We start from the raw sequence: 23,023 nt of genomic DNA, 5'->3' as shown, positions 1-23,023 counted from the left end.
GAAGCCGAGACTTCAGCTACACTGACTAAAGCAGCATAGCTAACCCCCGACGTGTCCACTTTCCGGGGGTCAGGCCCATAATAGAAATCAAGGCACATGCCTAGGAACAAAACACGGGGCACTTCATCTTCCCAACTCGACTGGGGTGAATATCAGGTGGCCACCAAATGGAGGTCAGTTCCTTCCAGATTTTCCCCTCTATTCAAACGGAACAAAAGCTGGGACACTTCAGGCTTAAAGCAATTTGTGCATGACCAATGGAAGTCTTGAGATGAAATGGCGCGGCTTTCCGCTGAGTGGATCCGTGAATTCTAAGTCCGTTGCTGTTAAGTGCATGGGTACGGACATGTCTTCAGCTTCCTCAGGAAAAATAGTGGGGTAGACAGGATCGCCGAGGATCGGTAAGCCCGCCTGCCACATGTGTAACCGCAATTGATGGGTCTTCCCAGTCTGTGGTTTTAGGGTGTAGATGCCGAGGTCAGCTAGTGAACCGTGAATTTTTTCATAAGAGGCCTTATCAATGGGTTCTACCGATTCTAGGGTGGTGAAAGCATTTGGTTCACCACCTGCTATTCGCCCTTGGATTTCGCCGGGCGTCTTAGTTAGGTGGGAGGACCATTGGAGGGGCGTCGGCAAGCGGCGGAATTCCGCGACCGCCTGGTAGGTCTTGTGGACTTTCTTTTCTGCAAAGAGGGACTGGTAGGCGCCGCGGACGTCCTTGTGTTTGGTAAAAAGAAGCAGGCCCGAAGTGAGGCGGTCGAGGCGGTGTGCCGGCACTAACTCGTTGTTTCCGGTGGAACGGCGGAGGCGAACGGTGGCGGTTTCGACGATGTGCCGGGCGCGCGGCATGGTGGCCATGAATGGGGGCTTATCGGCTACCAGGATATTGTCATCTTCATAGATTATGGGGATGTCATAGGGCACGGGTGTTTCTGGTGCAGGGATGCGGTAGAAAAAGACATCGACATCTTTGCCGAGCACGGTACCTGGCTTTAGGGGAGTTTGATCGCGCAGGACTACCTCGCCCGCGGTGAATCGGTCATGCAGCGCCTGTGCATCATCATTGGGGTGGCGGTGGCGCTGGGGGGATATGACTTCGCTGAGAAAATCCCAGGTGCTCAGGCCTGCCTCCGGGGTGCGTACGCGCGTAGGATTGAGCCCATTTTTGATGGGCAAAGGGATGAATCCCTTTTTGCGATGTATTAGTGTGTTTGACATGGATATTAATTCTCTCGCGGACCAGGTGATGGCCTTTTTCAATGATGGAATTGGCGCGGTGATAAGGGACGTATTCCGAACGCTCCTCGAAATTTTCTCTCCGTCCAATTCTGATCCTGCAACTGTCAACCATTAAGCCTAATCCGTACTATAATTAAGGTATAACCACCGAAAGGAAAGATCATGGCCAAGGAAGACATTGTAGTCGTCGCCGTCGACGGCTCTGACGCCTCAAAGAACGCCGTCCGTTGGGCAGCAAATACCGCGATGAAGAGGGAAATCCCCCTGCGCATCGCATCGAGCTACACCATACCGCAGTTCCTGTATGCAGAAGGTATGGTCCCGCCGAAGGACCTCTACGATGACTTGCAGGAAGAGACCCTGGAAAAGATCGAGGAAGCCCGTGCAATCGCTCACGAGGTAGCCCCAGAGCTCAAGATTGGGCACACCATCGCAGAGGGCTCCCCCATCGACATGCTCTTGGAGATGTCTCATGACGTCACCATGGTCGTGATGGGTTCGCGCGGCATGGGCGGTCTGTCCGGCATGGTCATGGGCTCTGTCTCCGCAGCAGTTGTTTCCCACGCCGCTTGCCCGGTAGTTGTGGTTCGTGAAGATAATAATGTCACCGACTCCACCAAGTACGGCCCAGTCGTCGTTGGTGTGGACGGTTCCGAGGTTTCTCAGAAGGCCACCTCCTATGCCTTCCGCGAAGCCCAGGCTCGCGGCGCGGCCCTCGTTGCCGTGCACACCTGGATGGATATGCAAATCCAGGCATCCCTCGCCGGCCTTTCTGCAGCTCAATCTGAGTGGGCAGAAATTGAAAAGGAACAGACTGAGGTGCTGGAAGAAAACCTGAAGGAACCGCGCGAAGAGTTCCCCGATGTTGAGGTGAAGAAGCAGATCACCCGTGACCGCCCCGTCCGTGCGTTGACGGAGGCTGCCGAGGGTGCGCAGCTTCTCGTCGTTGGTTCCCACGGCCGTGGTGGATTCAAGGGCATGGTCCTGGGCTCTACTTCCCGCGCATTGCTGCAGTCTGCACCGTGCCCGATGATGGTGGTACGCCCAGACGACGAAGGCTAAATCTTTCGCTAGCCTGACTTCCCGGCGCTCTTCTCCCCGGCTTTTGCAGCTAGGGAGTGGAGCGCTTCTGGTGTTTTAGAGCCACTTTGCTATACAAATGTGTCGTATTTGTTATCCCTACTTGAGTCACAGGGGTTTACACTGGGAAATACTCGATACGTTTATATTAGGAGGAAATCATGGGATTAGGTTTGGGTCTATTCACCTCGATCATTGTTGGTATCATCGCTGGTTGGCTGGCAGAGAAGATTATGAAGCGTGACCACGGGTTGTTTACCAACCTGGTGGTGGGTGTTGTCGGTGGCCTCATCGGTGGCATCATCATCCAACTACTGAATATTGAGGCTAGTGGTGGTTGGATCTTCTCCATCATCGCGGCCACCGCGGGCGCTTGCCTCTTGCTGTGGATTGTGGACAAGGTGAAACAATAGTCCGCATATAATTAGCGTACATACCGGTTTGTCTATAAAGTGTAGATGAACCGGTTTTGTCGTTGTAGAGAGGAATCCATGGCAGAGAAGAAGTCGCGCCGCAATCGACCCAGCCCGCGGAGCCGATTGTTGGAATCTGCAACCAAGCTCTTTAAAACTGAGGGCATTCGCGTCATCGGTATTGACCGCATCTTGCGCGAAGCGGATGTGGCCAAGGCATCCCTATATTCGTTGTTTGGTTCCAAGGATGCCTTAGTTATTGCCTACGTAGAGTCCTTGGATGAGCAGTTCCGCCAGGACTGGGAGCAGCGGACGGCTGCCATGCAGGATCCGGACCAAAAGATCTTGGCCTTTTTTGACAAGTTCATTGAGGAAGAGCCGGAAGAAGGTTTTCGCGGTTCGCACTTCTTGAATGCAGCGGGTGAGTATCCGCGGCCTGAAACGGATTCGGAGCGCGGCATCGTCGCGGCCTGCATGCAGCATCGCGATTGGGTGCACTCCACCTTGACAGCTCTGTTGACGGAGCGCAACGGCTATCCCTCGGCCTCCCAAGCAAGCCAGCTCTTAATTTTCCTCGATGGCGGTCTTGCCGGATCCCGCCTGACCAAGGAAGCAGGGCCGCTCTATACCGCCCGCGAGCTGGCTACTCAGATGCTTTCGGCTCCTCCTGCTGATTATTCGATTTAAGGTGCTTGTGCGCCTCCATGCGCAGCCGGTTGACCCGCTTTTTCTCTTCCTTGGAAAGAGCGGGTTGTTTTTCTTTATTGCGCCAATTTTGAAGGCTCTCGCGACGCATCGCATTCACTTCATCTGTAAGCGGGTAGAACTCGCGCAGCATGATTTCGAAGATGATGGTCTGAATGAGGGTGATCCAATAGGCACAGCCCCAATAAATAATGATTGCGACGGGAATGGGGCCATTATGGGCCAGGTGCCAGAGGAAGAAGGGCACGATGATGAGCAAGATGCCCATGAAGATGAATACGCGGCGGTTCAGTTTTAGATCGAATTGCGTGGTGCGGAAGCTGCGGATCAGGGCGATGATGGAATTCGCCATGGTAAAGACGATGGCCGCAATGAGCACGGGATTAAGCAGATCGCCGTGTTCGCGGGCGAAATCAGTGATCGGGGCGCCGTAGAAAGTGGTTTCACGGAAGGCCGCGACGTCGTCAGCATTGAGCATGCCGACGGTCTTTGAGTCCTGATCGATTTTCGACATCCGAAGGATCACTTGGTACAAACCAATGAAAACCGGAATCATGATGAGCGGAGGGATGCAACCAGCAGCAGGTTTGTAGTTATAGCTCTTCATGAGGTCTTGCTGCTTTTTGATGAGCGCAGCCATTTCCTCTTTGGTACTGGCGTGGTTCATCTCCTTGGAGATATGGTTATTCTCCGGCCGCATGAGAACGCCGATGCGTGCGGAGCGCACCGACATCCAGTTGAGGGGGATGACGATGCCTCTCACGGTGAGCACCAAAAGGAAAATGGAGACAAGCCAGGCAGCGGATTCATCAACGAAGCCGCTGATAAGCCAATGCCAGAATTTCATGATTCCGGAAACCGGGTACATGAAGAACTCGAACATGCTGTACCTTTCGGTGAGGAAGTATGGTTTAGAACATGACAAAAGTTCTCGGCGAACTCATGCTAACCATTGGTTTGGTTTTAGTTCTATTTGCATTCTATGAAGCATATTGGACGAATGTGGAATCAGGGCGCTTACAAGATGAAGCTAATGCGAAATTAGAAGAGCAGTGGCGCAACCCGCGGGAGAAGAAAGACCCAGATTTGGGAGAGGCCTTCGCACAGATGTCCATCCCTGCCTTTGGCTCTGATTATCACTTTGCCATCATCCAAGGTACGGATGACGATGATCTTTTACGCGGCCCGGGCCACTATGAGGACACGCAAATGCCAGGTGAATTAGGGAATTTTGCGGTAGCTGGGCACCGCGTGGGCAAGGGTGCCCCATTCAATGATTTGGGTTCATTGCACACCTGCGATGACATCATCATCGAAACCCACACGGAAAAGATTACCTACAAGGTGCTGCCCATCGATGGCGAGCATGCGGATTGCTTCGATGAAGTACCAGAAGAATATACCCATGTTGCCGGCAGGCATATCACCACGCCTGGCGATGTCTCAGTGATCGACCCCGTGCCGGGGACTGAAGCAGACCCCACGCGGGGAATGCTGACTCTGACCACCTGTCACCCGCAATTTTCCAACGCCGAGCGCATGATTGTGCACGCGATGGAAGTTGGAAAGGAAGCTAAGTAATGTATCGCGCTTTGTGGAATCTATTGCCAGGGCCGAAGCCAGTGAAGGCGCTGCTTGCCATTGCCATTGCTGTGGGAGTCTTCTTCCTCCTTATGGAGATCGTCTTCCCCTGGGTTTCGCCGATGATGCCCTATAACGACGTCGCGGTTTAAAGCCCTAAATTGGCAATCGCTTCCTGGGCAATCTGCTCGGACTTGAAGGTCTGTTGCTGATTGCTCCACACCAGCACCGCGTGGGTATCCTTTTGCACGGCGTAGACGGCCTGCTCATTGACGATGCCCCGTCCGCCTTCCCAGCCTGCAAAGGAGGCGGGCTCGGTGGCATCGATTGGCGCGGCCCAATCCACCGCGGCGCGGGCGTCTTCTACGGTGGGCATATCGCGCACGATGACGGTAGCTTGCGGGTGGTCCTGATAAGACCAAAAGACGCACGCGGGGGTGGGAAAGCGCGTGTCGATGCCCTGCTTGGTCAGGCGCTCGCCGTTGGTATTTTCCAACCAACCGGGATCGATATAGGGACAATCGCTCCATTCATTGACCTCTGCGGTCTGTTCCACGTTGATGGCGGCGCTTTCCGATGCCACCTCGTCTCCCAGTTCGTCCTGGTCTGCTTGCTCGGTCTGGCATCCCGCGATCCCTATTCCGGTCAGGGTGAGAAGGACAAGTAGGCTTTTGCGCATGAGCTCCACACTAGATCGGGATACCGATGCGCTACGCACCGGCATTCATTTCTTGACGGCGGTCCTGCTGGTGGTGGGTATTTTTACCTCGGTGAAGATGCCGCTATCCCAGTCCCTTATCAACCTATTGCTATTGGTGGGGTTCGCGGCCGTCTACTTTGCGGGATCGATCTATGCGGAGCAGTGGCCGCGACCCATGCGCTACTTGTGGATCAGCATCCTCACGGTGTTATGGGGTGCGGATTTATTTGTGGCTCCCGCCGCCATCTATCTGGTATTCGTCATGTACTTTTTGTACCTGACTGTGCTGGATATGACCGCAGGAATCCTGTGCGTCATCGGCGCTACCGTGCTCACCGTCGTGGTGCAAATACCGGGAGGCCTGACCTTTGGTGGAGTGATGGGCCCGGCGGTCTCGGCACTGGTAACCGTGGCGATTACGTATGCGTTTCGCACCCTATCGCGCATGAACCGGGAGCTAGTAGAAACTCGTACGCAGTTGGCGGCCACGGAACGAGACGCGGGCATGGTGGCCGAGCGCCAGCGCATCGCCCACGAGATTCATGACACCTTGGCCCAGGGGCTGTCATCGATTCAGATGCTCCTGCACTCCGCCGACCGGGATCTGGATAAAGAAGACATTGCTGCCGCACGCAGGCGCATTGAGCTTGCGCGGCGGGCCGCAGCGGATAACCTGCATGAGGCGCGTGCCATGATTGCGGCGCTGCAGCCGCCCACACTAACGGAGACCTCCCTCGAGGCGGCGCTGACGCGCATGGCGGAAAACTTCGCCGCTACGGCGGGGTTCCAGGTGGAGGTCGAAAGCGAAGGCGCGGAGCAACAGTTGCCGATGAAAATAGAGGCGGCGCTATTGCGGATTGCACAGGGAGCGGTGGGGAACATCGTCAAGCATGCCCATGCCAGCCGCGCCCGGATCACCGTCACCTATGAAACCGACGAGGTGCGCGTGGATGTAGTGGATAATGGGCAGGGTTTTGATCCCGCGACGGTGGAAAGCGCGCCGACGGGCCTGGGGCATATCGGCCTTTCTGCCATGCGGCGCCGCGCGCAGGAGCTGGGCGGCGAGGTGGTCATAGAATCCGCGCCGGGGGAGGGAACGGCTGTGTCAGTTAGTATGCCCTTTGATAAGGCGGTAGATTAAACTTTTGGTTGAGAAAAACATCGAGAGGAGGGATGTCGTGATTCGGGTCCTTTTGGCAGATGACCACGAGATCGTGCGGCTGGGGCTGCGTTCGGTGCTCGAAGGCGCAGAAGATATCGACGTCGTGGGCGAGGTAGCGACGGCGGAGGCGGCGGTGTCCGCGGCACAAGCAGGCGGTATCGATGTCATCCTCATGGACCTTCGGTTCGGGGCGGGCCTGGAGGGAACGCGCGTTATGGGTGGCGTTGAAGCTACCGCGCAGATTCGGTCCTCCATGAGCACGCCGCCCAAGGTGCTGGTCATCACCAATTACGACACCGATGCGGATATCCTCGGCGCCATCGAGGCAGGCGCGGTGGGCTACCTCTTGAAAGATGCCCCACCGCAGGAGCTTTTGGATGCCGTCCATTCGACGGCGGAGGGGGATTCGGCGCTCTCGCCCATTGTGGCCGACCGCCTCATGACCCGAGTCCGCACGCCCCGCACTTCATTGACCCCGCGCGAACTAGAAGTGTTGCAACTGGTGGCTGCGGGGGCCTCGAACCGACAAATTGGCCATGACCTCATGCTTTCTGAAGCAACGGTGAAATCCCACCTCGTGCACATTTATGACAAGTTGGGCGTGCGCTCCCGCACGTCCGCAGTGGCGGCCGCCAGGGAACAGGGCGTGCTGTAAAGGCCTAGTGGGCGGCGTTGTAGGCGTCGATAATGTCCTGGGGGATTTTGCCGCGACGCGCTACGTCATGGCCCTGCTTTTTCGCCCATTCGCGGACCTTGCGGGGATCGACCTGTGGGGATTCCGCATCGGGGGCGGCATGTGCGGCCTCGACAAAGGGGGCGATTGCCTCGTGGAAACGGCGAGCATTGTCGCGGGATAGATCCATGATGTAGCTGCGCCCGTTGACGCTGAAGCGAACTACTTCTAATTCATCCTCACCAATGAGTTCATTATCAAGGTCATCATAAAATTGCGTGATTTCGCGGCGTGCCATAGTACCTCCAAGGTTTATTGCGTCGATATGTTGGACTAATACCGGAATTTGGAATCTGAATTAACTTTAATTCAATTCTACCAGTGCGGAAATTAATAGACAATAAAAATTTACTTATTGGCACTTGCGTATAAAAATATCGCCGCCACCTTAAAGAAAGGTGAACGGCGATTGGTGGGAAGAAAAGGAGAAATTAAGCGCCCAGGCGCTGTTGAATCTCCGCAGTAACGGAATCGATCTCTCCGCTAATGGTCTTATGCGCGCGGCGGCGCTGCTGTTCCGTCATGAATTCGGCGTTATCGATCGCGGCATCAACCTCTTCGAGGCGCTCGCGCACGTCCCGCTTGAAGCCACTGGGCAGATCTACATCCTTGAGGGAATTACGGATGCCGGCGGTGCGTGCCTTGAGCGGGGCGCCGTAACCGGAAAAAGAGGCCATTTCCGCCGAACTTACGCCTGCTTTGTGGGCCTTGCGCTTTTCTTTTTCGGACTTCAGTCCCACAAATGCGCGATAAACGAGGGGAAGCAACAGCGGGGCGGCGGTGCGCAATGCGCCTGCATAGCGCTTGACCTTGCCGGCATTAAAGTGGCCCTCGCGCAACTTTTCCAGTTCTTTTTCTGCCATTTTCTGTTCGTGTTTCCGGCGCTTTTTGAGGCCCTTTTCTTCGGCCTTAACAAGATGCTTTTCTTGCTTGGCAAGGAGCTTTTGTTGGCGGCGACGATCCTTCGACTGGGCCTTTACCTCAGCCTTGGCGCGCGCCTTCGCTGCCTTGGCCTGCGCGCGTGCCTCCTGGCGAGCCTTTTTCAATTTCTTGAGGATACTCATTATTTTCCCTTACGTTCGATCGAGTCTGGATTCAACATTACCTTGCTGTTCTATTAAGCTCACCCGGTGTGGAGGATGTCGTTGTAGCTTCGGATCTCGTTGGGTGCCGCTATCGCTTGGTGCAGCGGCGCGCCCACCCCGAGATTCCGCGCACCCGATCCTCGATCGCTAGGGCCGAGCGCCACAGCGCCGCCGTGGACGCGGTCATGGAATTATTCCCGCGCAAATCCCCTGGCCGTTTCCGGCGCATCGATCTAGAAGGCGATGATTGGGAACGCGCCATGGCCACGCTCGAGGCCATCGCCTCCGGCTATACCCACATCACCAATGCGGTCTTTGCCACCGAAAAGTGGAAAGTACACGTGGAATTGCTTCTCCGAGAGGGCAGCTCCTATACCCCCATTATTGTGAGCAACCACCGTGTCGCGCGCAAGCACCCAAAGAAAACTACGCTGGCCGTACCGACTCATCGCCTTGGGCTGAGCGAACCCATGGAGGTTCCGTATAAGTCGCGCCACCATGCCGTCGATGGCTATCGTCTGGCGCTCGCCGCCCAGGCCCTGGAGGATATGGGCCTGAACTCCGGGCGCGGCGGTGCCATCGGTCAGGACCGCCAGCAGGCCTTTTTCACGGAGACGGCGAAATTTGACGTGCAGCGCGCCTGGGATAAGCCGCTTCCCACCGCACCAGTGCGGGTCAAGGAGTGCGCGAGCTGTAGGTTCTGGCCCTTGTGCGAGCAAGAGCTGGTGGCGGCGGATGATATTTCCCTTTTCTTACCGGGCGATCGCGCACGCCCCTTCCGCGAGCGCGGCATTACCACGGTGCAGGCGCTTATCGATGCCAATGTGGGCGAGCCCTCCCGCCTCGCGGCCGCGTGGCGCTCCGGTCAGACGCTGCTGTGCCGCGGAGATACGGCGGTGCCGCGCGCGGATATTGAGGTGGATGTGGACATGGAAGCCTACATGGACCAAGGCGCTTACCTGTGGGGCGCGTGGTTCGAGGGCGAGTACCACCCCTTCGTGACTTGGGAGCCGCTGGGCGGACGCGCTGAGGCGGAGAACTTCGCCGAATTTTGGCGGTGGTTAATGCAGTTGCGCGATACAGCGCATGCGGAGGGTAAGACCTTTGCGGCCTATTGCTATTCCGCGCACGGCGAAAACCACTGGATGCGCCGTTCCGCGCAGCGCTTCCGAGAGGTGGATGAACGGGAAGTAGAAGACTTTATCTCTTCCCCGGAGTGGGTGGATATGTTTGCCTACGTGAAGAGATCCTTCGCGGGGCCCTTTGGGCTGGGGCTCAAGGTGGTGGCCCCAGTGGCGGGATTCCGGTGGCCGGACGAGGACTTTGATGGCGAAGAATCCGTGAACGCGCGCCGGGAGGCCCTAGCGGGCGACATGAGCGTCCGGCAGCGCCTCTTGGACTATAACGCCGGCGATGTGCACGCCACTCGGATAGTGCGCGAGTGGATGAGCGACGGCGCGCCGGGAATCCCGGAGCTCTAGAGCGCGGCAATGAAAACGTATATGAACAGCAGGATGCCAAGGCCGATATAGATTTGGTTCCAGTCCGCGATGGTTTTTGGCTCGGGACCTTCCGCCTTTTTCATCAACACCTGCTTTTGGGCCTTGACCGCGCGGGCAATGAGAATGGGGTAGATGGCCAAGGAGCCGATGCATAGCAGCGAGGCCACTACCTTGAGCACGGAGATATCCGTGCCGATCCAGATAAGCAGCCCGCCATTGACGAAGGTGGCGCGCAACAGACCCCACCGATCCAGCTCTTGCAGCCCCGCGCGGACCGCGCCGGGGCCGCCGCCCATGGTGGTGGGAAGAAGATAGCTCATGACTCCGATGAGCAGCTGCGCCGCAAAGCCCACCACGAGGCCGAGGGTGGGAAGCCCTGGTTCTGCCACGAGGAAGTGCTGCGTGGTGTAGTACGCCAAAGATAGCACCAGCCAGAGCGCGGCCATCAGCACCGAGACGGAGGCAAAGTTAACGCGGTCGCGCGGAGCGCGGGCGACGTCGATGACGTTGCCAAGCCACTGCTGCAGGCTCAGGATCCAGCCGATGCAATAGATAATCAGCCCGAGCTGCGGGAAGTCCAGAAACGCGCCGATGATCGTTGCCACCACGCCCAGGGTAAGCAGCAGGAACGAAGAGGACATGCGCTCGTTAGTGCCCTGCGTGCGCCAGATGGTGGGAAAGAGGATGGTCAACGAACCTGCCGCGGCAAGGCCAATGAAACCGCCGATATTGGCGGCGATATGGGCCAAGAGCAACTGCGGATCGCCGGGGTGGATAGCCAGGATTGCGCCGAAGACCGCGCCTACCGGTAGGCACAGCGCGGATAGCACATAGGCGCCGACAACTGGGCGGAAGCGCTTATCCTTGGCGGAGCGCCACTGTGTAAACAGGGACACCCCGTGCCATAAAACGGTGAGCGCGATAAGCGTGGCGCCGATCTGGGTCAGTATCCAGTGGTGAGCCCAGAACTGCACGAGGAGTTGGCCCGCCACGGCGATGATGATGCCGAGATTGAGGATATAGATGCGCGCGAGTTGCTTGGGGCGGGCGGAATCCGGCAGTTTTTGTTGGACGAATTTTTCCGTCAGGTGCTGCGACCACACCACGATGCTGTTGGTAACCAGGCCCAACGTGAAGAGGTGGATTAGTACCCAGCGATAATTGGGCACGAATATGTGCGCTGCGCCCACCACGATGAAGACCATCATCCAGATGGACACGGGGCGTGAGGCTTTGCGGTGCCAGGTGCGGCTCGACCACTTATCTTGAGGCATAAAACCGAGTTTAGTCGGATTTAATTTTGGTCCAAGTCAGCGCAGTAAGAGCAAGCGCGAAAGCGGTGAAGCAGGCGATGAATTGGTGCCAGGTGCGGGCATCGAAAAGCGTGCCTGCCAAAGCGCCGACGATGGAAGAGCCCAGGTAATAGCAGAAAACGTACATTGAGGACGCCTCGGCGCGGTCATGGGTGGCTAGTTGCCCCACCCAGCCAGACGCGGTGGAGTGGACCGCGAAGAATCCGACGGTCAGGCACACCATGCCAATGAGCGTCATGGCCAGGTTGCCGGCGCAGAGGATAATGCCCACGGTAAAGAGCACGGCGGAACCGACCATGGTTTTTCCGTGCCCAATGCGGGCGACCAGCGTGCCCGCCCGGGCCGAGGACCACGTGCCGGAGAGATAAAACAGGAAGGTAAAACCAGCCAGCGCCGGGGAAAGACCAAAATCCCCGGTTAGGCGGAAGGTAAGGAAGTTATACATGGACACGAACGTGCCCATGGATAAAAAGGCGACGATAAATAATGCGGCGAGATCCTTATTTGCCCAGTGCCCAAAGACCGCGCTGAGCTCGGAGCGGAAGTGAATTGGCTTGGGGTGAAAATTCCGCTGGGCGGGTAGGAGGAGCCAGCAGGTAATGGCAAAGGCGAGGGAGACCACGGCGGAGCCGAGCATCGCCCAGCGCCATGAGGAAAACTCCACCAAGCCAGCGGGAATGATGCGGCCGGTGAGCCCGCCAACGGAATTGCCGGCGATATAAAGTCCCATCGCCTTAGGCAAAGCATGATCCTCGAGCTCTTCTGAAAGCCAGGCCATCGCCGTCGCCGGAGCGCCGGATAACATCGCACCCTGCAGCCCGCGCAGGGCAATGAGCTGCCAGCCCTCTTGGGCTAGGGGCACCACGAGGCCCAGGATGGTGGCGGCGATGGCGGAGATGAGGAGGATGCGCCCGCGCCCATAGCGCTCAGAAAGGATGGACGCCGGAACCACGCAGATGGCCAATGCGCCGGTGGCGGCCGAAACAGTCATGGCCGCTTCCGTGTGCGAGATGCCCATATCCGTTACCAACGTGGGCAAAATTGCTTGGGTGGTATAGAGGCTAGAAAACACCGCCAAGCCCAAAAGGAGCATGGCGATGGTGGCGCGCCGGTTTCTGGTCATGCATACCAGCATTCTCTTCACGGGCGGCGGTGTAAATTGCGCCACACCCTTGATGGGGTTAGCGCAAGCATAAAAATGCCGCCCTTCCAGCAAGGAAAGGCGGCAGAAGGTAACTAATTAAAAAGTTACTTCTTAGCTGCAGCGTAACGCTCTGCAACGTCGTCCCAGTTGAAGACGTTCCATGCGGCCTTGACGTAGTCAGCCTTCACGTTCTTGTACTGCAGGTAGTAAGCGTGCTCCCACATATCGAGCATGAGCAGCGGGGTGAAGTCAACGGAAACGTTGCCCTGCTGGTCAGTGAGCTGCTCGATGATCAGGCGGTCAGCGATGTGGTCGTAACCCAGCACTGCCCAGCCGGAACCCTGCAGGGAGGTAGCGGCACCAGCGAAGTGTGCCTGGAACTTCTCGAAGGAACCGAAGTCGCGGTCGATAGCCTCTGCCAGCTCGCCGGTGGGCTGGCCGCCACCGTTCGGGGACAGGTTCTTCCAGAAGATGGAGTGGTTGGTGTGGCCACCCAGGTTGAATGCCAAGTTCTTGGACAGGGCGCGGATACGGTCTGGGTTAGCCTCGCCGTTGCGCTCTTCTTCCAGTGCCTCGAGGGCAGCGTTAGCACCCTTCACGTAGGTTGCGTGGTGCTTGTCGTGGTGGAGCTCCATAATCTCTGCGGAGATGTGTGGCTCCAGTGCGTCGTATGCGTATGGGAGATCAGGAAGTTCGTAAACAGCCATTTGTGTAATCCTTTCTTCGGGTACGTGTCCCGATGATAGGCACGATCGAAAGATTTCGCCATGATTAATTTGAAATCTGCAAATACAGCGAATATTTAGTGGCCCGGGAATCTATTTGCCCAGTACAACGTTATTAGGGAAATAGAGAAAGGAGCTTTAACTGATGTGGATGTTTAAACCGGAACCGAAGATGGTGGCTGCGGAAGACGCCTTGCCGGGCCGCAGCGAGCCGGTGTTAGACCCCGCCCCGCATGCGGTGCTGGATACCCCAATTACCGGCCCGTGGAAGGACGGCCAGAAATCGATTTTGATTGCCTTAGGCTGTTTCTGGGGCGCGGAAAAGATGTTCTGGGAGACCGACGGTGTTGAGTCCACGTCCGTGGGCTACGCCGGCGGTACCACTCCGAACCCCACGTATTATGAGGTCTGCCGCGGGCAAACCAACCATGCAGAAACCGTGGAAGTCACCTATGACCCAGAGAAGATTTCCTTGCGCGAGCTCGTGGTGAAGGCCTTGGAGGCCCACGATCCGACGCAGGGCTTCCGCCAGGGAAATGACGTGGGCACGCAGTACCGTTCCGCGTTTTATCCCCGTACCGAAGAAGAGCGGGAAGAGATCCAAGCAATCGTGGATAGCTACGCGGATAAGCTCATAGAATTTGGTTTTGGGGAAACCACGACGGAAGTAAAGCGCTTAGCTGATACGGACTCTGGCGAGTACTACTTGGCCGAAGACGAACACCAGCAGTACCTGCACAAGGTGCCGAACGGTTACTGCCCGCACCACAGCACTGGTGTGAAGTGCGATTAGGCGTCGAGCCGGATAAAACCGGCGATTTTCCCGGCTAACTTAGAGGTGAGCTTCTGGCGCGATTGGGAGCCCAGGACCTCGTTCCAGTACCAGAGCATCTCCTGAAAGTAGTTATGCCCGTGGCCGCCTGGGACGTTCAGGGAGTTGATCTGGTCCAGGCCAATTTGCCACCAGGTAATAAACGGCGCCCAGCGCAGGTGGCGGAGCGTATCCGCCCGGAGTGTCTCCGGTTGGGGTTCGTGCATCCAGGTGGGGCGGCGGAACATTAGGTTCAGGTCCCACCACACGATGGCATCGGAGGCATGCTGGGCGATGAGCACCCGGGGCCGGCGCCAGGTCGAGGAAAAATCGTTGCCAAAGGCATCGCGGCGCGAGTGCTCCGGTTGGGCAACAAAGCGGACGTGTTGCCCGCCATCGATGACGGGGAGCCGCTCGAGCGAGCCGATATCGCGGCGCAGGCGCTGGGTAAAGTGCGTCATCCGCGGCGGGCCAGAAAAGACCGCGCCGTTGCAGGCGGCGAGGAGTTCTTCCTTGTTCTGGAAGTTATCCATAATGGCGTAGGCACCCAGTGATTCTCCTGCAAGGTAGAGACGCGGGCGGTCTTCTTCCGGGAGCTTGTCAATTTCTTCTTGCATCACGGAAATGAGCTCGGCCGCGGCGCGCTTGGGCGCGTTCTTATCCACGAGGTAGGCGAAAACCGAGGGCAGGTAGGAATACTGCATGGTGACGGTGACGCAATCACCGGCGGTTAAAAACTCGTAGGCGCTTGCGCTCCAGTTATTAATCCACCCGGATCCTGCGGGCATCTGAATAACGATGGTTTCCCGGCGCAGTGCACCGGTGCGCTGTAATTCTGAGCGCACCTTCTTCGCTGCTTGGGCGAAGGAACGCCCTGGGATATAGCCGGCATAAATGCGGATGGGTTCTTTGGCGGGAGTGCCGGTGATGCTGCGAATATCGCGGGCGCGTGGGCCGTTAGAGACGAAGCGCCGCCCTTGTTGCCCTAGCGCGGACCAAGGTTCAAGTGACCATGGGCTGCCGGAGCGCTCCGGCTCCCAGGGCATCGAGGTGCCGGGAAAGATTTGCTTGTTTAAGCGCTGTGCCTTGTGGGAGAGCGAACGGATCCAGCGCCGGAATACCACGCGGTCCGATAGTCCTACCGCGGCCACGGTTAGCCCTGCGGTGACGACCGGCCAGGCCACGAGTGCTGGAACCCAGCGGCCCAATTGTCGCGATAATTTGGTCACGGTCAGTTGTGCGGCCTCGCCTACCAAGAGCAGCGCGCCGTATCCGGCGGTGCCGGCGGCTAGGCCGATGGCAGCGGTAGCCGGACCGCGAACCAGTTGCTTATTAACAAGACCTGCCTGCTTTTCCTGGTTGCGCAGCGAGAGCGCCGCATTGAAGGCGGTGCCGGCGCCAATAGCTAAGTGCAAGATTTGGCGGTGCTGCGGTCCCAAGCGGTCTTGCGGGCGCTTGCCCAGCCGGTTGAGAACGAAGCTTGTCGAGGCCGCCCCGAGGTGTCCGATGGCCTGCCCGATAGATACATTGGCAGCCGTTACCCACCACGGGCGGGGCAGCAGGGACGGGGATACCGCGGCCCACGTGGCCAGCTCTGCACCTAAGATTCCGGCCGACATATGGGGCGGCAACGTTTGCCGGCTGGTCATGCGGACGACGGGCGTGAGATCCGCGACTACGCCAAGAGAAATTAGTGCAGCGCGGCTGAAGGCGCGTTTCATGGTTGCCCATTATCCCAGAACATGTTCCGTTGCGCAGTGTGAAACATTCCGCATGCAAAACCCCGCTAGGCGTTGCACAATGGGGGCATGGCAAAGCATGTAGGAAATAAAGTCGTTCTCATTGGCGCGGGTGACGTGGGAGTCGCTTACGCCTACGCACTGGTCAATCAGAGCATCGTCGACCACCTAGCCATCATCGACATCGATGAGCGGAAGCTGGAAGGCAATGTCATGGACCTCAACCACGGTGTGGTGTGGTCGCCACAGCGCACCCGCGTCACCAAGGGCACCTACGCGGATTGCGCGGACGCTGACATGGTCGTCATCTGCGCCGGCGCCGCCCAAAAGCCCGGCGAAACCCGCCTTGAACTGGTGGATAAGAACGTCAAGATCATGAACAGCATCGTCGAAGATGTCATTGCTAATGACTTCGACGGTATCTTCTTGGTCGCCACCAACCCGGTCGATATCCTGACCTACGCGGTATGGAAGGCCTCTGGCTTTGACCACAAGCGGGTCATCGGCTCCGGTACGATTCTGGACTCCGCGCGCTTCCGCTACATGCTGGGTGAATTGGAGGACGTGGCTCCGAAGTCCGTGCATGCCTACATCATTGGTGAGCACGGCGATTCCGAGTTGCCTGCCGTCTCCACCGCGAATATCGCCGGTGTGCCGCTTTCGCAGAAGCTGGAAAAGGATCCGGAATACGCCGAGCGCATTGAAAAGATCTTTGAAGAAACCCGCGACGCCGCCTACTCCATTATCGATGCAAAGGGCTCGACCTCCTACGGCATCGGTATGGGGCTTGCACGCATTACCGCCGCGATCATCCAGAACCAGGACGTGGCGCTTCCCGTCTCTGCTTACCTGCAGGGCGAGTACGGCGTGGAGGACCTCTACATCGGTACCGCGGCCATCGTGAACCGCACCGGCATCGTTCGCCCGGTAGAACTGCAGCTCAACGAGCACGAAAAGGAGCGTTTCGACGCTTCTGCGAAGACGCTCAATGACATCAAAGAAAAGTTCTTCGGCTAGTGCACATCGTCGCGCATAGGGGATATTCCGGAAAATACCCGGAGCTATCCCCCTTAGCTTTTGAAAAGGCCATGGAGCTTCCCATCCATGGCGTGGAGTGCGATGTGCGGTTAAGCCGCGATGGCAAGGTGGTAGTCCAGCACGATCCCACCTTGGAGCGAACGACGGGGCGCGCCGGGCGGGTTTCGGCGATGGACTGGCGGGAGCTGAGCGAGGTCGACATCGGCAAGGGGCAGCGCATGATGCTTCTCGATGACCTCCTGGCCATGCTGGGGGACAAGCCCCACCACCTTTATATCGAAACCAAGCACCCCTCCGGGCAAGGTAGTGCCTTGGAAAAGCGGGTCATGGAACGGCTGCGCGCCGCCGGGCTCGATGAGGATCCGCGCATTCACGTTATTTCTTTTTCCCATAAGGCCATCCGGCGCATGAAGATTTTGGCACCGCATATTGACCGCATTTACCTGCGCCGAGATTGGGAACGCCATTTCAATCGCTCGGATTTCATGTGGTCGCGGCCGAGCGCCCTGGGGGTTTCCCTGCTGCGCGCCAAGATGCAAGCGGCCATTATTGGGGCGCAAGGCTTGCCCACGTATATGTGGACCGTTGATAAGCCAGAAGACATGAAGTGGGCTTGGTCCAATGGCGTAGACATGCTTGCCACCAATCAGCCGGAGGTGGCCCTGCGCGCTATTGAGCTGTAGAAAGCAGGTATCTTGGAGGCATGGCCAAGAAGAAAAAGAAACAAGAAGACCTGCCTGAGGGCATGTCCCGCCGTCAGGCGAAGCTTGCTGCCCGCGCCAAAGAGCGCGCCGCCTTGGAAAAGGACCCGCGCCCCTTTAGCGGTCTCGCGGCCGAGGCTTCCCTCGTTGCCATGCAAGAGTTCGTGCCCTCCGCTTTTGCGAAGCTCGACGTGAAGGGCTGCGATAGGAACGTCTACGTCTCCACCGTCCTCCCAGGCGCCACCGCTGCGCTGATCCGCGATGAGGAATTCGGCGGCGATGCTTTTGTGGCACTCCAGGTACAGTCCCATACTCATAACCCCGGCCGGGATCTGGCCTTCGCCCTGAATTGGGTAAAGAACAACGAACCAGGCTCTACCTTGGAATCAACCGCGGCCGATGGCTCGCAGCCGGAGCTTAGTGAGCTTATCGATGCCGCAACCACCCTCGACATCGAAGTCCACCAGGACTTCAGCTGGTGGATTCCGGAAGGCGCGCAGGTCACCCCTGAGGTATCGCAGTCCATGCGCGCCGCCAATGACTCGGTCATCGAATCCCACCAGGTGGGCAAGGACATTACCGGCACCGCCTTTTGGGCCAATGCCGGCGGCGGCAAAGCGCACGTGCGCTGGGTGCGCCCGAATGACGATGAGGCCGCGTTCCTCAACGCCTTGGCGCGAGTCGCCGCGCGCGGCGAGCTGAACGTGGGCGAGGACACCAAGTTTGCCGGAGTATTCCGCACCCACGGCCTCATCGCTCCCGTCTTTGACGTGCAGCCTGAGGTTGATTACTCCTCTTATGAAGACAAGCTCGCGGGCGTAGATAAGGCCTTGGAAGAAGAAATCTCCAATGACGCGCAATTGAACGCAGAAGAGCGCAAGCAGTTAGAAAACATCAAGTCCCGCCAGGTGACGTTGCGCTAAACACACCACAACAAAGCGGCCCTTTACCTCGAAAAGACGAGGAGGAAAGGGCCGCTTTCTTCGCAATCTAGCTAGGAAGGGTTAAGGCATGAACAAGAAAAACTCAGGGCCGCGGCGCATAGCCTGGGCTTTCGCAGCCGCCAGCGCAATAGCCTTCATGCTTGGCATAATTAGGATGCTTTCTATGGATCCTGTGGAATGGAGAATTTACCCTGAATTCATCATAGCAACCACACTTGCTACTTTCTCAATAACGTTTTTCCGATACGAAGATTGAGTTCAGTCTTATTTCATGGAGTCCCAGAGCTGTTGGGCGCCTTCATCGTCCCAGAGCACGACATTGCCCACGACGGTGTCCTGGAAGCCGCCAATGGGAACGGTTTCCGTGTCCACGCCGGAGCCCATCGCAAGTGCCACGCGGGCTAGGTGCCATACGTGGTCGCCATCGCCGACGATGAAGGAAGAGGCGGTGTGGTTAATCAGGGAAATCGACCGGAAGGGGTTAATCAGCGTGGCCGGGGAGGTGATCTTATCTAGGAGCGCCGCGAAGAACTCGCGCTGGCGCTGCACGCGGTCGAGATCTCCCATCGCGGTGGCGCGGGTGCGCACATAGCCCAGCGCATCGCTTCCCTCTAGCTTCTGGCAGCCTTCCTGCAGATCGATGCCCGCCAGCGGGTCATTGATGGGCTCTGCAACGCAAATATCAACGCCGCCGACGGAATCGACCACATTGGCCAAACCACCCATGCCGATTTCGGCATAGTGGTCAATGTGCAGGCCGGTATTGCCCTCCACGGTTTGCGTGAGGAGCTTTGGCCCGCCGTAGGCAAAGGCGGCGTTGATCTTATCCATGCCGAAGCCTGGTACTTCCACGTAGCTATCACGCGGAATGGAGACCAGCTGGGCTTGGCCGGAGCGCGGGATATGCAGGAGCATGATGGTATCGGTGCGTCCCTCGCCCACATCGCCACCGGTCCCGAGGGCTTGTTGGTCTTCTTCGGATAGGCCCTGGCGGGAATCGGATCCCACCAACAGCCAATTGGTGCCGGAGGTATTGGCTACCTGCTCATCCGGGAGGGCATCCACGCGGGTCAGGCGGGTATCGGCCCACAGAGCGAAGATGAGGCTAAAGACCACGACGACGAGGACAAAGATACCGGCGCAGCCAAAGAACCGCTTGACCGGATTGGTCTTTTTCCGGCGGCTGTGCGGCTTAGAATGGCGGCGGGGCGGTTGCTGAGCTTGTTGTGGCTGGTAGCGCTGTTGCAGCTGCTGCGGCGATTGCGGCTGCGATCGCTGTGGTCGCCGTGGCGGCCGTTGCTGTGACTGTTGTGGCCGTTGTGGTGGTTGCTGCGCGGAACGCTGCTGCTGGGCCTGGTACTGGCTGGGGTAGCGGGTAGGAGTTTCCTGGCGTGGGATATGCTGCTGCGGCTCGGCACGATTCGTGCGCGGCCGGCGGCGGATGGGCCGACCGTAGCGGTCCTTGAGGGGACGGCCATCGGCCCCAAGGACGAACTCACTGGATGAGCTATCGCCAGCGCGGCGCGCCTCCCGATGCGGATCTCGTCCTGATTCAGTCATGCGCTATACCTTACAAGGCGCCGGCCAATTCCCCCGCTTTCTTCGCGAGCACGCCACTATTAAAACACGGAAAGACCGAAGGAATAGCCGAGGAAAGCGATCGCATCGATAAGAAAGTGCGCGATGACAAGCGGCCACACGCGGCCGGTGCGGTGATAGTAATAGCCGTAGATTACGCCCATGATGATATTGCCAAAGCCGGCAGATACCCCCTGGTACAGGTGATATGAACCGCGCAGAATGGAGCTTGCCGCAAGGGTGGCCGGCAGCGTCCAGCGCGCTTGGCGCAGCCTGGTCATCAGCCACATGACCACCACAGTTTCTTCCGCAAAGGCGTTTGCGGCGGCCTTGATGAGGGACACCGGGATTTCTAACCACGCATTATCGAAGTCACCGGGGATGACCTCTTTGCTCCAGCCAAATTGCACCGCGGCGAAATACAAAACTAGGCCTGGGATGCCGATGAGCGCGGCGAGTCCCGCGCCGTGCAACCAATCAGAGGCGCGGTAGGCGGCCGGTTTAATGTGGTCTTTCGCCAGCAGGAAAAGCGCTAGCCCACCATAGGCAAAAAGGACCGCCGCCGAGCACAATTGCAGGCCCAAATCCACCCACGCCAGGCTGGATTGGCTGGAGTTGAGCGTGACGGATTGCTCATTGAGCGGCTGCGGGGCGGCCAGTGAATTGATAAGCCGCAGCACCGCCCTGACCCCGGAAATACCAAAGGTCAGGGTCAGGACGATGAGCAGCTCGGCGCGTAGGTTCTTAGTCATGGGTGCAGGATGTGGGCGAGGCCTAAAAGTCGGGCATCGGAAAGCGTAATGCCTCCCACATGCACGCCGACGGGCGGGTGCGCGGGGATCGCCCAAGGAACGGAAATGGCGGGCAATCGGGCCATATTAAACAGCGAGGCCCACGGGGACCAGCGCGTTTGGGCGTCGAAATTCTCCGCGTGCGGAAGGGACAGGAAATGCCCCCGCGGCGGGGGATCCGCGGTGAGCATAGGCGTGACGATGGCATCGACCCGCCACTGCTGCGCCAAGAGCTCCGGGAGGTGGCGGACATGGCGTTGCGCCGCGCTTAGCTCGGCGGCGGACACGGTGGCGCCTTGCTGGGCCACCCAAGCCGCGTAGCCTTCTGCCTGCGGCAGCCCCACAAACCGGGAGGTAAAGATCTCGCGGAAGTGCGCAAACGTGACCCCTGCCTGCGGATACGGCGCAATGAGGACGACCTCGAACCCCGCGGCGCGCAGCCGATCTGCGGCCTCGCGTGCCGCCCGCAGGTGGTGGGCCTCCACCCGGGTCGCGGCAAAAAGCGGCTCCAGCAAGAGCCCAATGCGGGCGCGCGGGGTGATCATGCGGTGGCCGTGCAGGAACGCATTATCGGCCACGGTGCGGGTAATAAACCCCTCCGTGCCGAGGCTGCTGCCCGCAGGCTTAAACCCCACGACCCCGCAGGCCGCCGCGGGAACACGAATGGAACCGCCGCCATCGCTGGCCTGGGCCGCGCGCACGAGGCCGCGGGCTACCTGGACGGCCGCGCCGCCAGAAGAACCACCCGGGGTGCGGCCTGGATAAAGGGGATTATCGGGGTGGGGAAGATCTACCGGTTCGGTATCGACGCGCAAGCCCAACTCCGGGGTGGAGGACTTGCCAATGAATATGGCGCCCTGCTTTTCCAATGCCGCGATGAACGGGTCGCTGACCGCGGGATAGTACGTGCGCTTGGCATTGCCCATAGTGGTGGGCATGCCCGCGACATCGTTGAGATCCTTTGCAGATAGGACCCACCCGCGCAGCCGGCCGGTGAGGGTAGGCGCGCGCTGCAGATCCAGGTAGGTAAAACCGTGTTCTGCGGGGCCCATGCCCTGCACATCCGCGCGGAGTCGTTCTATGGAAAAGCCCATGGCGCACCAGTCTAGTGGGCTAAGGTGACGGGCATGACTACAACCATCGCATTCTTAGGCCCCGCCGGTACGTTCACGGAGGCCGCCGTGCACAAATTCGCTACCGAGTGGGAAGAGCGAGGGGAGACCGTAGAGGCCCTACCGGTGGACTCGCCATCGGCGGCGGTGGCGGCCGTGCGCGCCGGGCAGGCCGATTATGCCTGCGTCGCCATCGAAAATTCCGTGGATGGTGCGGTGACGACGACCTTTGATGCACTGGTAGAAGGCGATCCCGTACAGATTTACCGCGAGGTAGATATCCCCGTTACCTTCAGCATCATGACCCGCCCGGGAACGAAAGACATCGCGCGCCTGAGCACGCACCCGGTGGCCTTCCAACAAATCCGCGGCTGGGTAGCAGAGAACGCGCCGGGCGTGGAATTCGTGCCGGCTAGCTCGAATGCGGCGGCGGCGCAGGCCGTAGCGCGCGGGGAGGTCGACGCGGCGGCGGCACCAGCGCGGGCGGCAGAAATCTTCGGCCTAGAAACCAAGGCGAGCGGCGTGGCCGACGTGCAGGGCGCGGCCACCCGCTTTGTACTGGTGGGCCTGCCGGGGCGCCCGACCGCGCGCACCGGCCAGGATCGCACCAGCGTCATTTTCACCTTGCCCAACCAACCGGGAACCCTGGTGGGGGCCTTACAAGACTTTGCCCATCGCGGGGTGGATCTCTCCCGGATCGAGTCGCGGCCGACGCGCCAGACCTTTGGCACCTACCGCTTCTATGTGGACTTGATTGGGCATATCGATGACCAGCCGGTTGCTGAGGCCCTGCGCGCGGTGTGGTTGCGGGCGGAGGAACTGCGCTTTTTGGGCTCTTGGCCCACCGCGACGCCCGCCGGCCATCCACCGCGGGACTTGGCTGAGGCGGATGCCTGGGTGGCGAGGGCGCGCAGGGGTCAATAATCT

General features: G+C 58.9%; 25 protein-coding genes. 13 read left to right on the top strand and 12 right to left on the bottom strand.

Annotated elements, in window-relative coordinates:
* Window positions 1-234: 234 nt before the first annotated feature.
* Window positions 235-1,281: a pseudouridine synthase gene (locus ABRP86_RS09845; RefSeq protein ID WP_349864023.1), complete on the bottom strand. Its 1,047-nt coding sequence runs from the start codon at window positions 1,279-1,281 to the stop codon at window positions 235-237.
* Window positions 1,282-1,401: 120 nt separating this feature from the next.
* Here ABRP86_RS09845 and ABRP86_RS09840 point away from each other — a divergent pair, with 120 nt between their 5' ends.
* The 3 genes from ABRP86_RS09840 (at window position 1,402) to ABRP86_RS09830 (ending at window position 3,419) form a co-directional block, all read left to right on the top strand.
* Complete coding sequence (locus tag ABRP86_RS09840) at window positions 1,402-2,301, top strand: universal stress protein (RefSeq protein WP_284772298.1); 900 nt, start codon at window positions 1,402-1,404, stop codon at window positions 2,299-2,301.
* Between the two features lie 179 nt (window positions 2,302-2,480).
* On the top strand, window positions 2,481-2,732 hold the full coding sequence (locus ABRP86_RS09835; RefSeq protein WP_023024398.1) for a GlsB/YeaQ/YmgE family stress response membrane protein: 252 nt from the start codon (window positions 2,481-2,483) through the stop codon (window positions 2,730-2,732).
* A 78-nt stretch (window positions 2,733-2,810) separates the two neighbouring features.
* On the top strand, window positions 2,811-3,419 hold the full coding sequence (locus tag ABRP86_RS09830) for a TetR/AcrR family transcriptional regulator (protein WP_349853582.1): 609 nt from the start codon (window positions 2,811-2,813) through the stop codon (window positions 3,417-3,419).
* On the opposite strand, the gene yidC is transcribed toward ABRP86_RS09830, so the two are convergent.
* The gene (gene yidC / locus ABRP86_RS09825; protein ID WP_023024394.1) at window positions 3,376-4,320 is read right to left on the bottom strand and encodes a membrane protein insertase YidC; all 945 of its coding nucleotides are present in this window, start codon (window positions 4,318-4,320) and stop codon (window positions 3,376-3,378) included. The genes ABRP86_RS09830 and yidC overlap by 44 nt on opposite strands.
* Window positions 4,321-4,355: 35 nt before the next feature.
* On the opposite strand from yidC, the gene ABRP86_RS09820 reads away from it, so the two are divergent.
* Window positions 4,356-5,018, top strand: a complete 663-nt coding sequence (locus ABRP86_RS09820; protein ID WP_349864021.1) for a class E sortase — start codon at window positions 4,356-4,358, stop codon at window positions 5,016-5,018.
* Window positions 5,018-5,170: a hypothetical protein gene (locus ABRP86_RS09815; protein ID WP_023024390.1), complete on the top strand. Its 153-nt coding sequence runs from the start codon at window positions 5,018-5,020 to the stop codon at window positions 5,168-5,170. The genes ABRP86_RS09820 and ABRP86_RS09815 overlap by 1 nt, the downstream gene beginning before the upstream one ends.
* On the opposite strand, the gene ABRP86_RS09810 is transcribed toward ABRP86_RS09815, so the two are convergent.
* Window positions 5,167-5,697, bottom strand: coding sequence for a DUF2020 domain-containing protein (locus ABRP86_RS09810; RefSeq protein WP_349864018.1), 531 nt, complete (start codon window positions 5,695-5,697; stop codon window positions 5,167-5,169). The two genes, ABRP86_RS09815 and ABRP86_RS09810, sit on opposite strands and share 4 nt — an antisense overlap.
* Between ABRP86_RS09810 and ABRP86_RS09805 the strand changes: the two genes are divergently transcribed.
* Together ABRP86_RS09805 and ABRP86_RS09800 are read left to right on the top strand one after the other, a co-directional pair.
* On the top strand, window positions 5,696-6,859 hold the full coding sequence (locus tag ABRP86_RS09805; protein ID WP_023024386.1) for a sensor histidine kinase: 1,164 nt from the start codon (window positions 5,696-5,698) through the stop codon (window positions 6,857-6,859). The genes ABRP86_RS09810 and ABRP86_RS09805 overlap by 2 nt on opposite strands.
* Window positions 6,860-6,896: 37 nt before the next feature.
* Complete coding sequence (locus ABRP86_RS09800) at window positions 6,897-7,535, top strand: response regulator (protein ID WP_023018163.1); 639 nt, start codon at window positions 6,897-6,899, stop codon at window positions 7,533-7,535.
* Between the two features lie 4 nt (window positions 7,536-7,539).
* On the opposite strand, the gene ABRP86_RS09795 is transcribed toward ABRP86_RS09800, so the two are convergent.
* Together ABRP86_RS09795 and ABRP86_RS09790 are read right to left on the bottom strand one after the other, a co-directional pair.
* Window positions 7,540-7,851: a histone-like nucleoid-structuring protein Lsr2 gene (locus tag ABRP86_RS09795; protein ID WP_023024383.1), complete on the bottom strand. Its 312-nt coding sequence runs from the start codon at window positions 7,849-7,851 to the stop codon at window positions 7,540-7,542.
* 193 nt (window positions 7,852-8,044) lie between these two features.
* Window positions 8,045-8,677, bottom strand: coding sequence for a DUF6474 family protein (locus ABRP86_RS09790; protein ID WP_023024381.1), 633 nt, complete (start codon window positions 8,675-8,677; stop codon window positions 8,045-8,047).
* A gap of 68 nt (window positions 8,678-8,745) precedes the next feature.
* On the opposite strand from ABRP86_RS09790, the gene ABRP86_RS09785 reads away from it, so the two are divergent.
* Window positions 8,746-10,179, top strand: coding sequence for a TM0106 family RecB-like putative nuclease (locus ABRP86_RS09785; protein ID WP_023024379.1), 1,434 nt, complete (start codon window positions 8,746-8,748; stop codon window positions 10,177-10,179).
* Here the strand turns inward: ABRP86_RS09785 and ABRP86_RS09780 are convergent.
* The 3 genes from ABRP86_RS09780 to ABRP86_RS09770 all read right to left on the bottom strand — a co-directional run bounded on the left by ABRP86_RS09780 (window position 10,176) and on the right by ABRP86_RS09770 (window position 13,364).
* Window positions 10,176-11,474, bottom strand: coding sequence for a copper oxidase (locus ABRP86_RS09780; RefSeq protein ID WP_349864014.1), 1,299 nt, complete (start codon window positions 11,472-11,474; stop codon window positions 10,176-10,178). The genes ABRP86_RS09785 and ABRP86_RS09780 overlap by 4 nt on opposite strands.
* A 10-nt stretch (window positions 11,475-11,484) precedes the next feature.
* On the bottom strand, window positions 11,485-12,636 hold the full coding sequence (locus tag ABRP86_RS09775; RefSeq protein WP_349864012.1) for an MFS transporter: 1,152 nt from the start codon (window positions 12,634-12,636) through the stop codon (window positions 11,485-11,487).
* Between the two features lie 125 nt (window positions 12,637-12,761).
* Window positions 12,762-13,364 (bottom strand): superoxide dismutase, encoded by a 603-nt coding sequence (locus ABRP86_RS09770; protein WP_023024372.1) that lies wholly within the window; start codon window positions 13,362-13,364, stop codon window positions 12,762-12,764.
* Window positions 13,365-13,527: 163 nt separating this feature from the next.
* Here ABRP86_RS09770 and msrA point away from each other — a divergent pair, with 163 nt between their 5' ends.
* Window positions 13,528-14,175, top strand: a complete 648-nt coding sequence (gene msrA / locus ABRP86_RS09765; protein ID WP_349864009.1) for a peptide-methionine (S)-S-oxide reductase MsrA — start codon at window positions 13,528-13,530, stop codon at window positions 14,173-14,175.
* Here msrA and ABRP86_RS09760 read toward each other — a convergent pair.
* A complete protein-coding gene (locus ABRP86_RS09760) occupies window positions 14,172-15,914 on the bottom strand; it encodes an alpha/beta-hydrolase family protein (protein ID WP_023024368.1) in 1,743 nt (580 codons plus the stop codon). The genes msrA and ABRP86_RS09760 overlap by 4 nt on opposite strands.
* Window positions 15,915-16,001: 87 nt before the next feature.
* Here ABRP86_RS09760 and ABRP86_RS09755 point away from each other — a divergent pair, with 87 nt between their 5' ends.
* The 3 genes from ABRP86_RS09755 to ABRP86_RS09745 are packed head-to-tail and all read left to right on the top strand — an operon-like array spanning window position 16,002 to window position 18,594.
* Window positions 16,002-16,949, top strand: a complete 948-nt coding sequence (locus tag ABRP86_RS09755; RefSeq protein ID WP_349864006.1) for an L-lactate dehydrogenase — start codon at window positions 16,002-16,004, stop codon at window positions 16,947-16,949.
* Window positions 16,949-17,653 carry a glycerophosphodiester phosphodiesterase family protein gene (locus ABRP86_RS09750; protein ID WP_349864004.1) on the top strand — a complete coding sequence of 235 codons (705 nt, stop codon included), beginning with the start codon at window positions 16,949-16,951 and terminating at the stop codon, window positions 17,651-17,653. Before ABRP86_RS09755 ends, ABRP86_RS09750 begins: the two co-directional genes overlap by 1 nt.
* 20 nt (window positions 17,654-17,673) lie before the next feature.
* Entirely contained in the window at window positions 17,674-18,594 is a 921-nt protein-coding gene (locus ABRP86_RS09745) for a DUF5926 family protein (protein ID WP_349864001.1), read from the top strand.
* Window positions 18,595-18,879: 285 nt separating this feature from the next.
* Here ABRP86_RS09745 and ABRP86_RS09740 read toward each other — a convergent pair whose 3' ends face one another.
* From ABRP86_RS09740 to ABRP86_RS09730, 3 genes are read right to left on the bottom strand one after another with little or no spacing between them, the layout of a single operon-like run.
* Window positions 18,880-20,175 carry an LCP family protein gene (locus ABRP86_RS09740; protein ID WP_349863998.1) on the bottom strand — a complete coding sequence of 432 codons (1,296 nt, stop codon included), beginning with the start codon at window positions 20,173-20,175 and terminating at the stop codon, window positions 18,880-18,882.
* Between the two features lie 59 nt (window positions 20,176-20,234).
* Window positions 20,235-20,945, bottom strand: a complete 711-nt coding sequence (locus ABRP86_RS09735; protein ID WP_349863996.1) for a CPBP family intramembrane glutamic endopeptidase — start codon at window positions 20,943-20,945, stop codon at window positions 20,235-20,237.
* Window positions 20,942-22,078, bottom strand: coding sequence for an amidase (locus ABRP86_RS09730; protein ID WP_023024353.1), 1,137 nt, complete (start codon window positions 22,076-22,078; stop codon window positions 20,942-20,944). The genes ABRP86_RS09735 and ABRP86_RS09730 overlap by 4 nt, the downstream gene beginning before the upstream one ends.
* A 33-nt stretch (window positions 22,079-22,111) precedes the next feature.
* Here ABRP86_RS09730 and pheA point away from each other — a divergent pair, with 33 nt between their 5' ends.
* Window positions 22,112-23,020 (top strand): prephenate dehydratase, encoded by a 909-nt coding sequence (pheA, locus tag ABRP86_RS09725; RefSeq protein WP_023024351.1) that lies wholly within the window; start codon window positions 22,112-22,114, stop codon window positions 23,018-23,020.
* Window positions 23,021-23,023: the final 3 nt, after the last annotated feature.

The sequence above is a fragment of the Corynebacterium sp. KPL3927 genome (assembly GCF_040225835.1).
GTDB lineage: Bacteria > Actinomycetota > Actinomycetes > Mycobacteriales > Mycobacteriaceae > Corynebacterium.
Note: the sequence above shows the minus strand (reverse complement) of the source record. Positions and strands in the feature narration are given on the sequence as shown.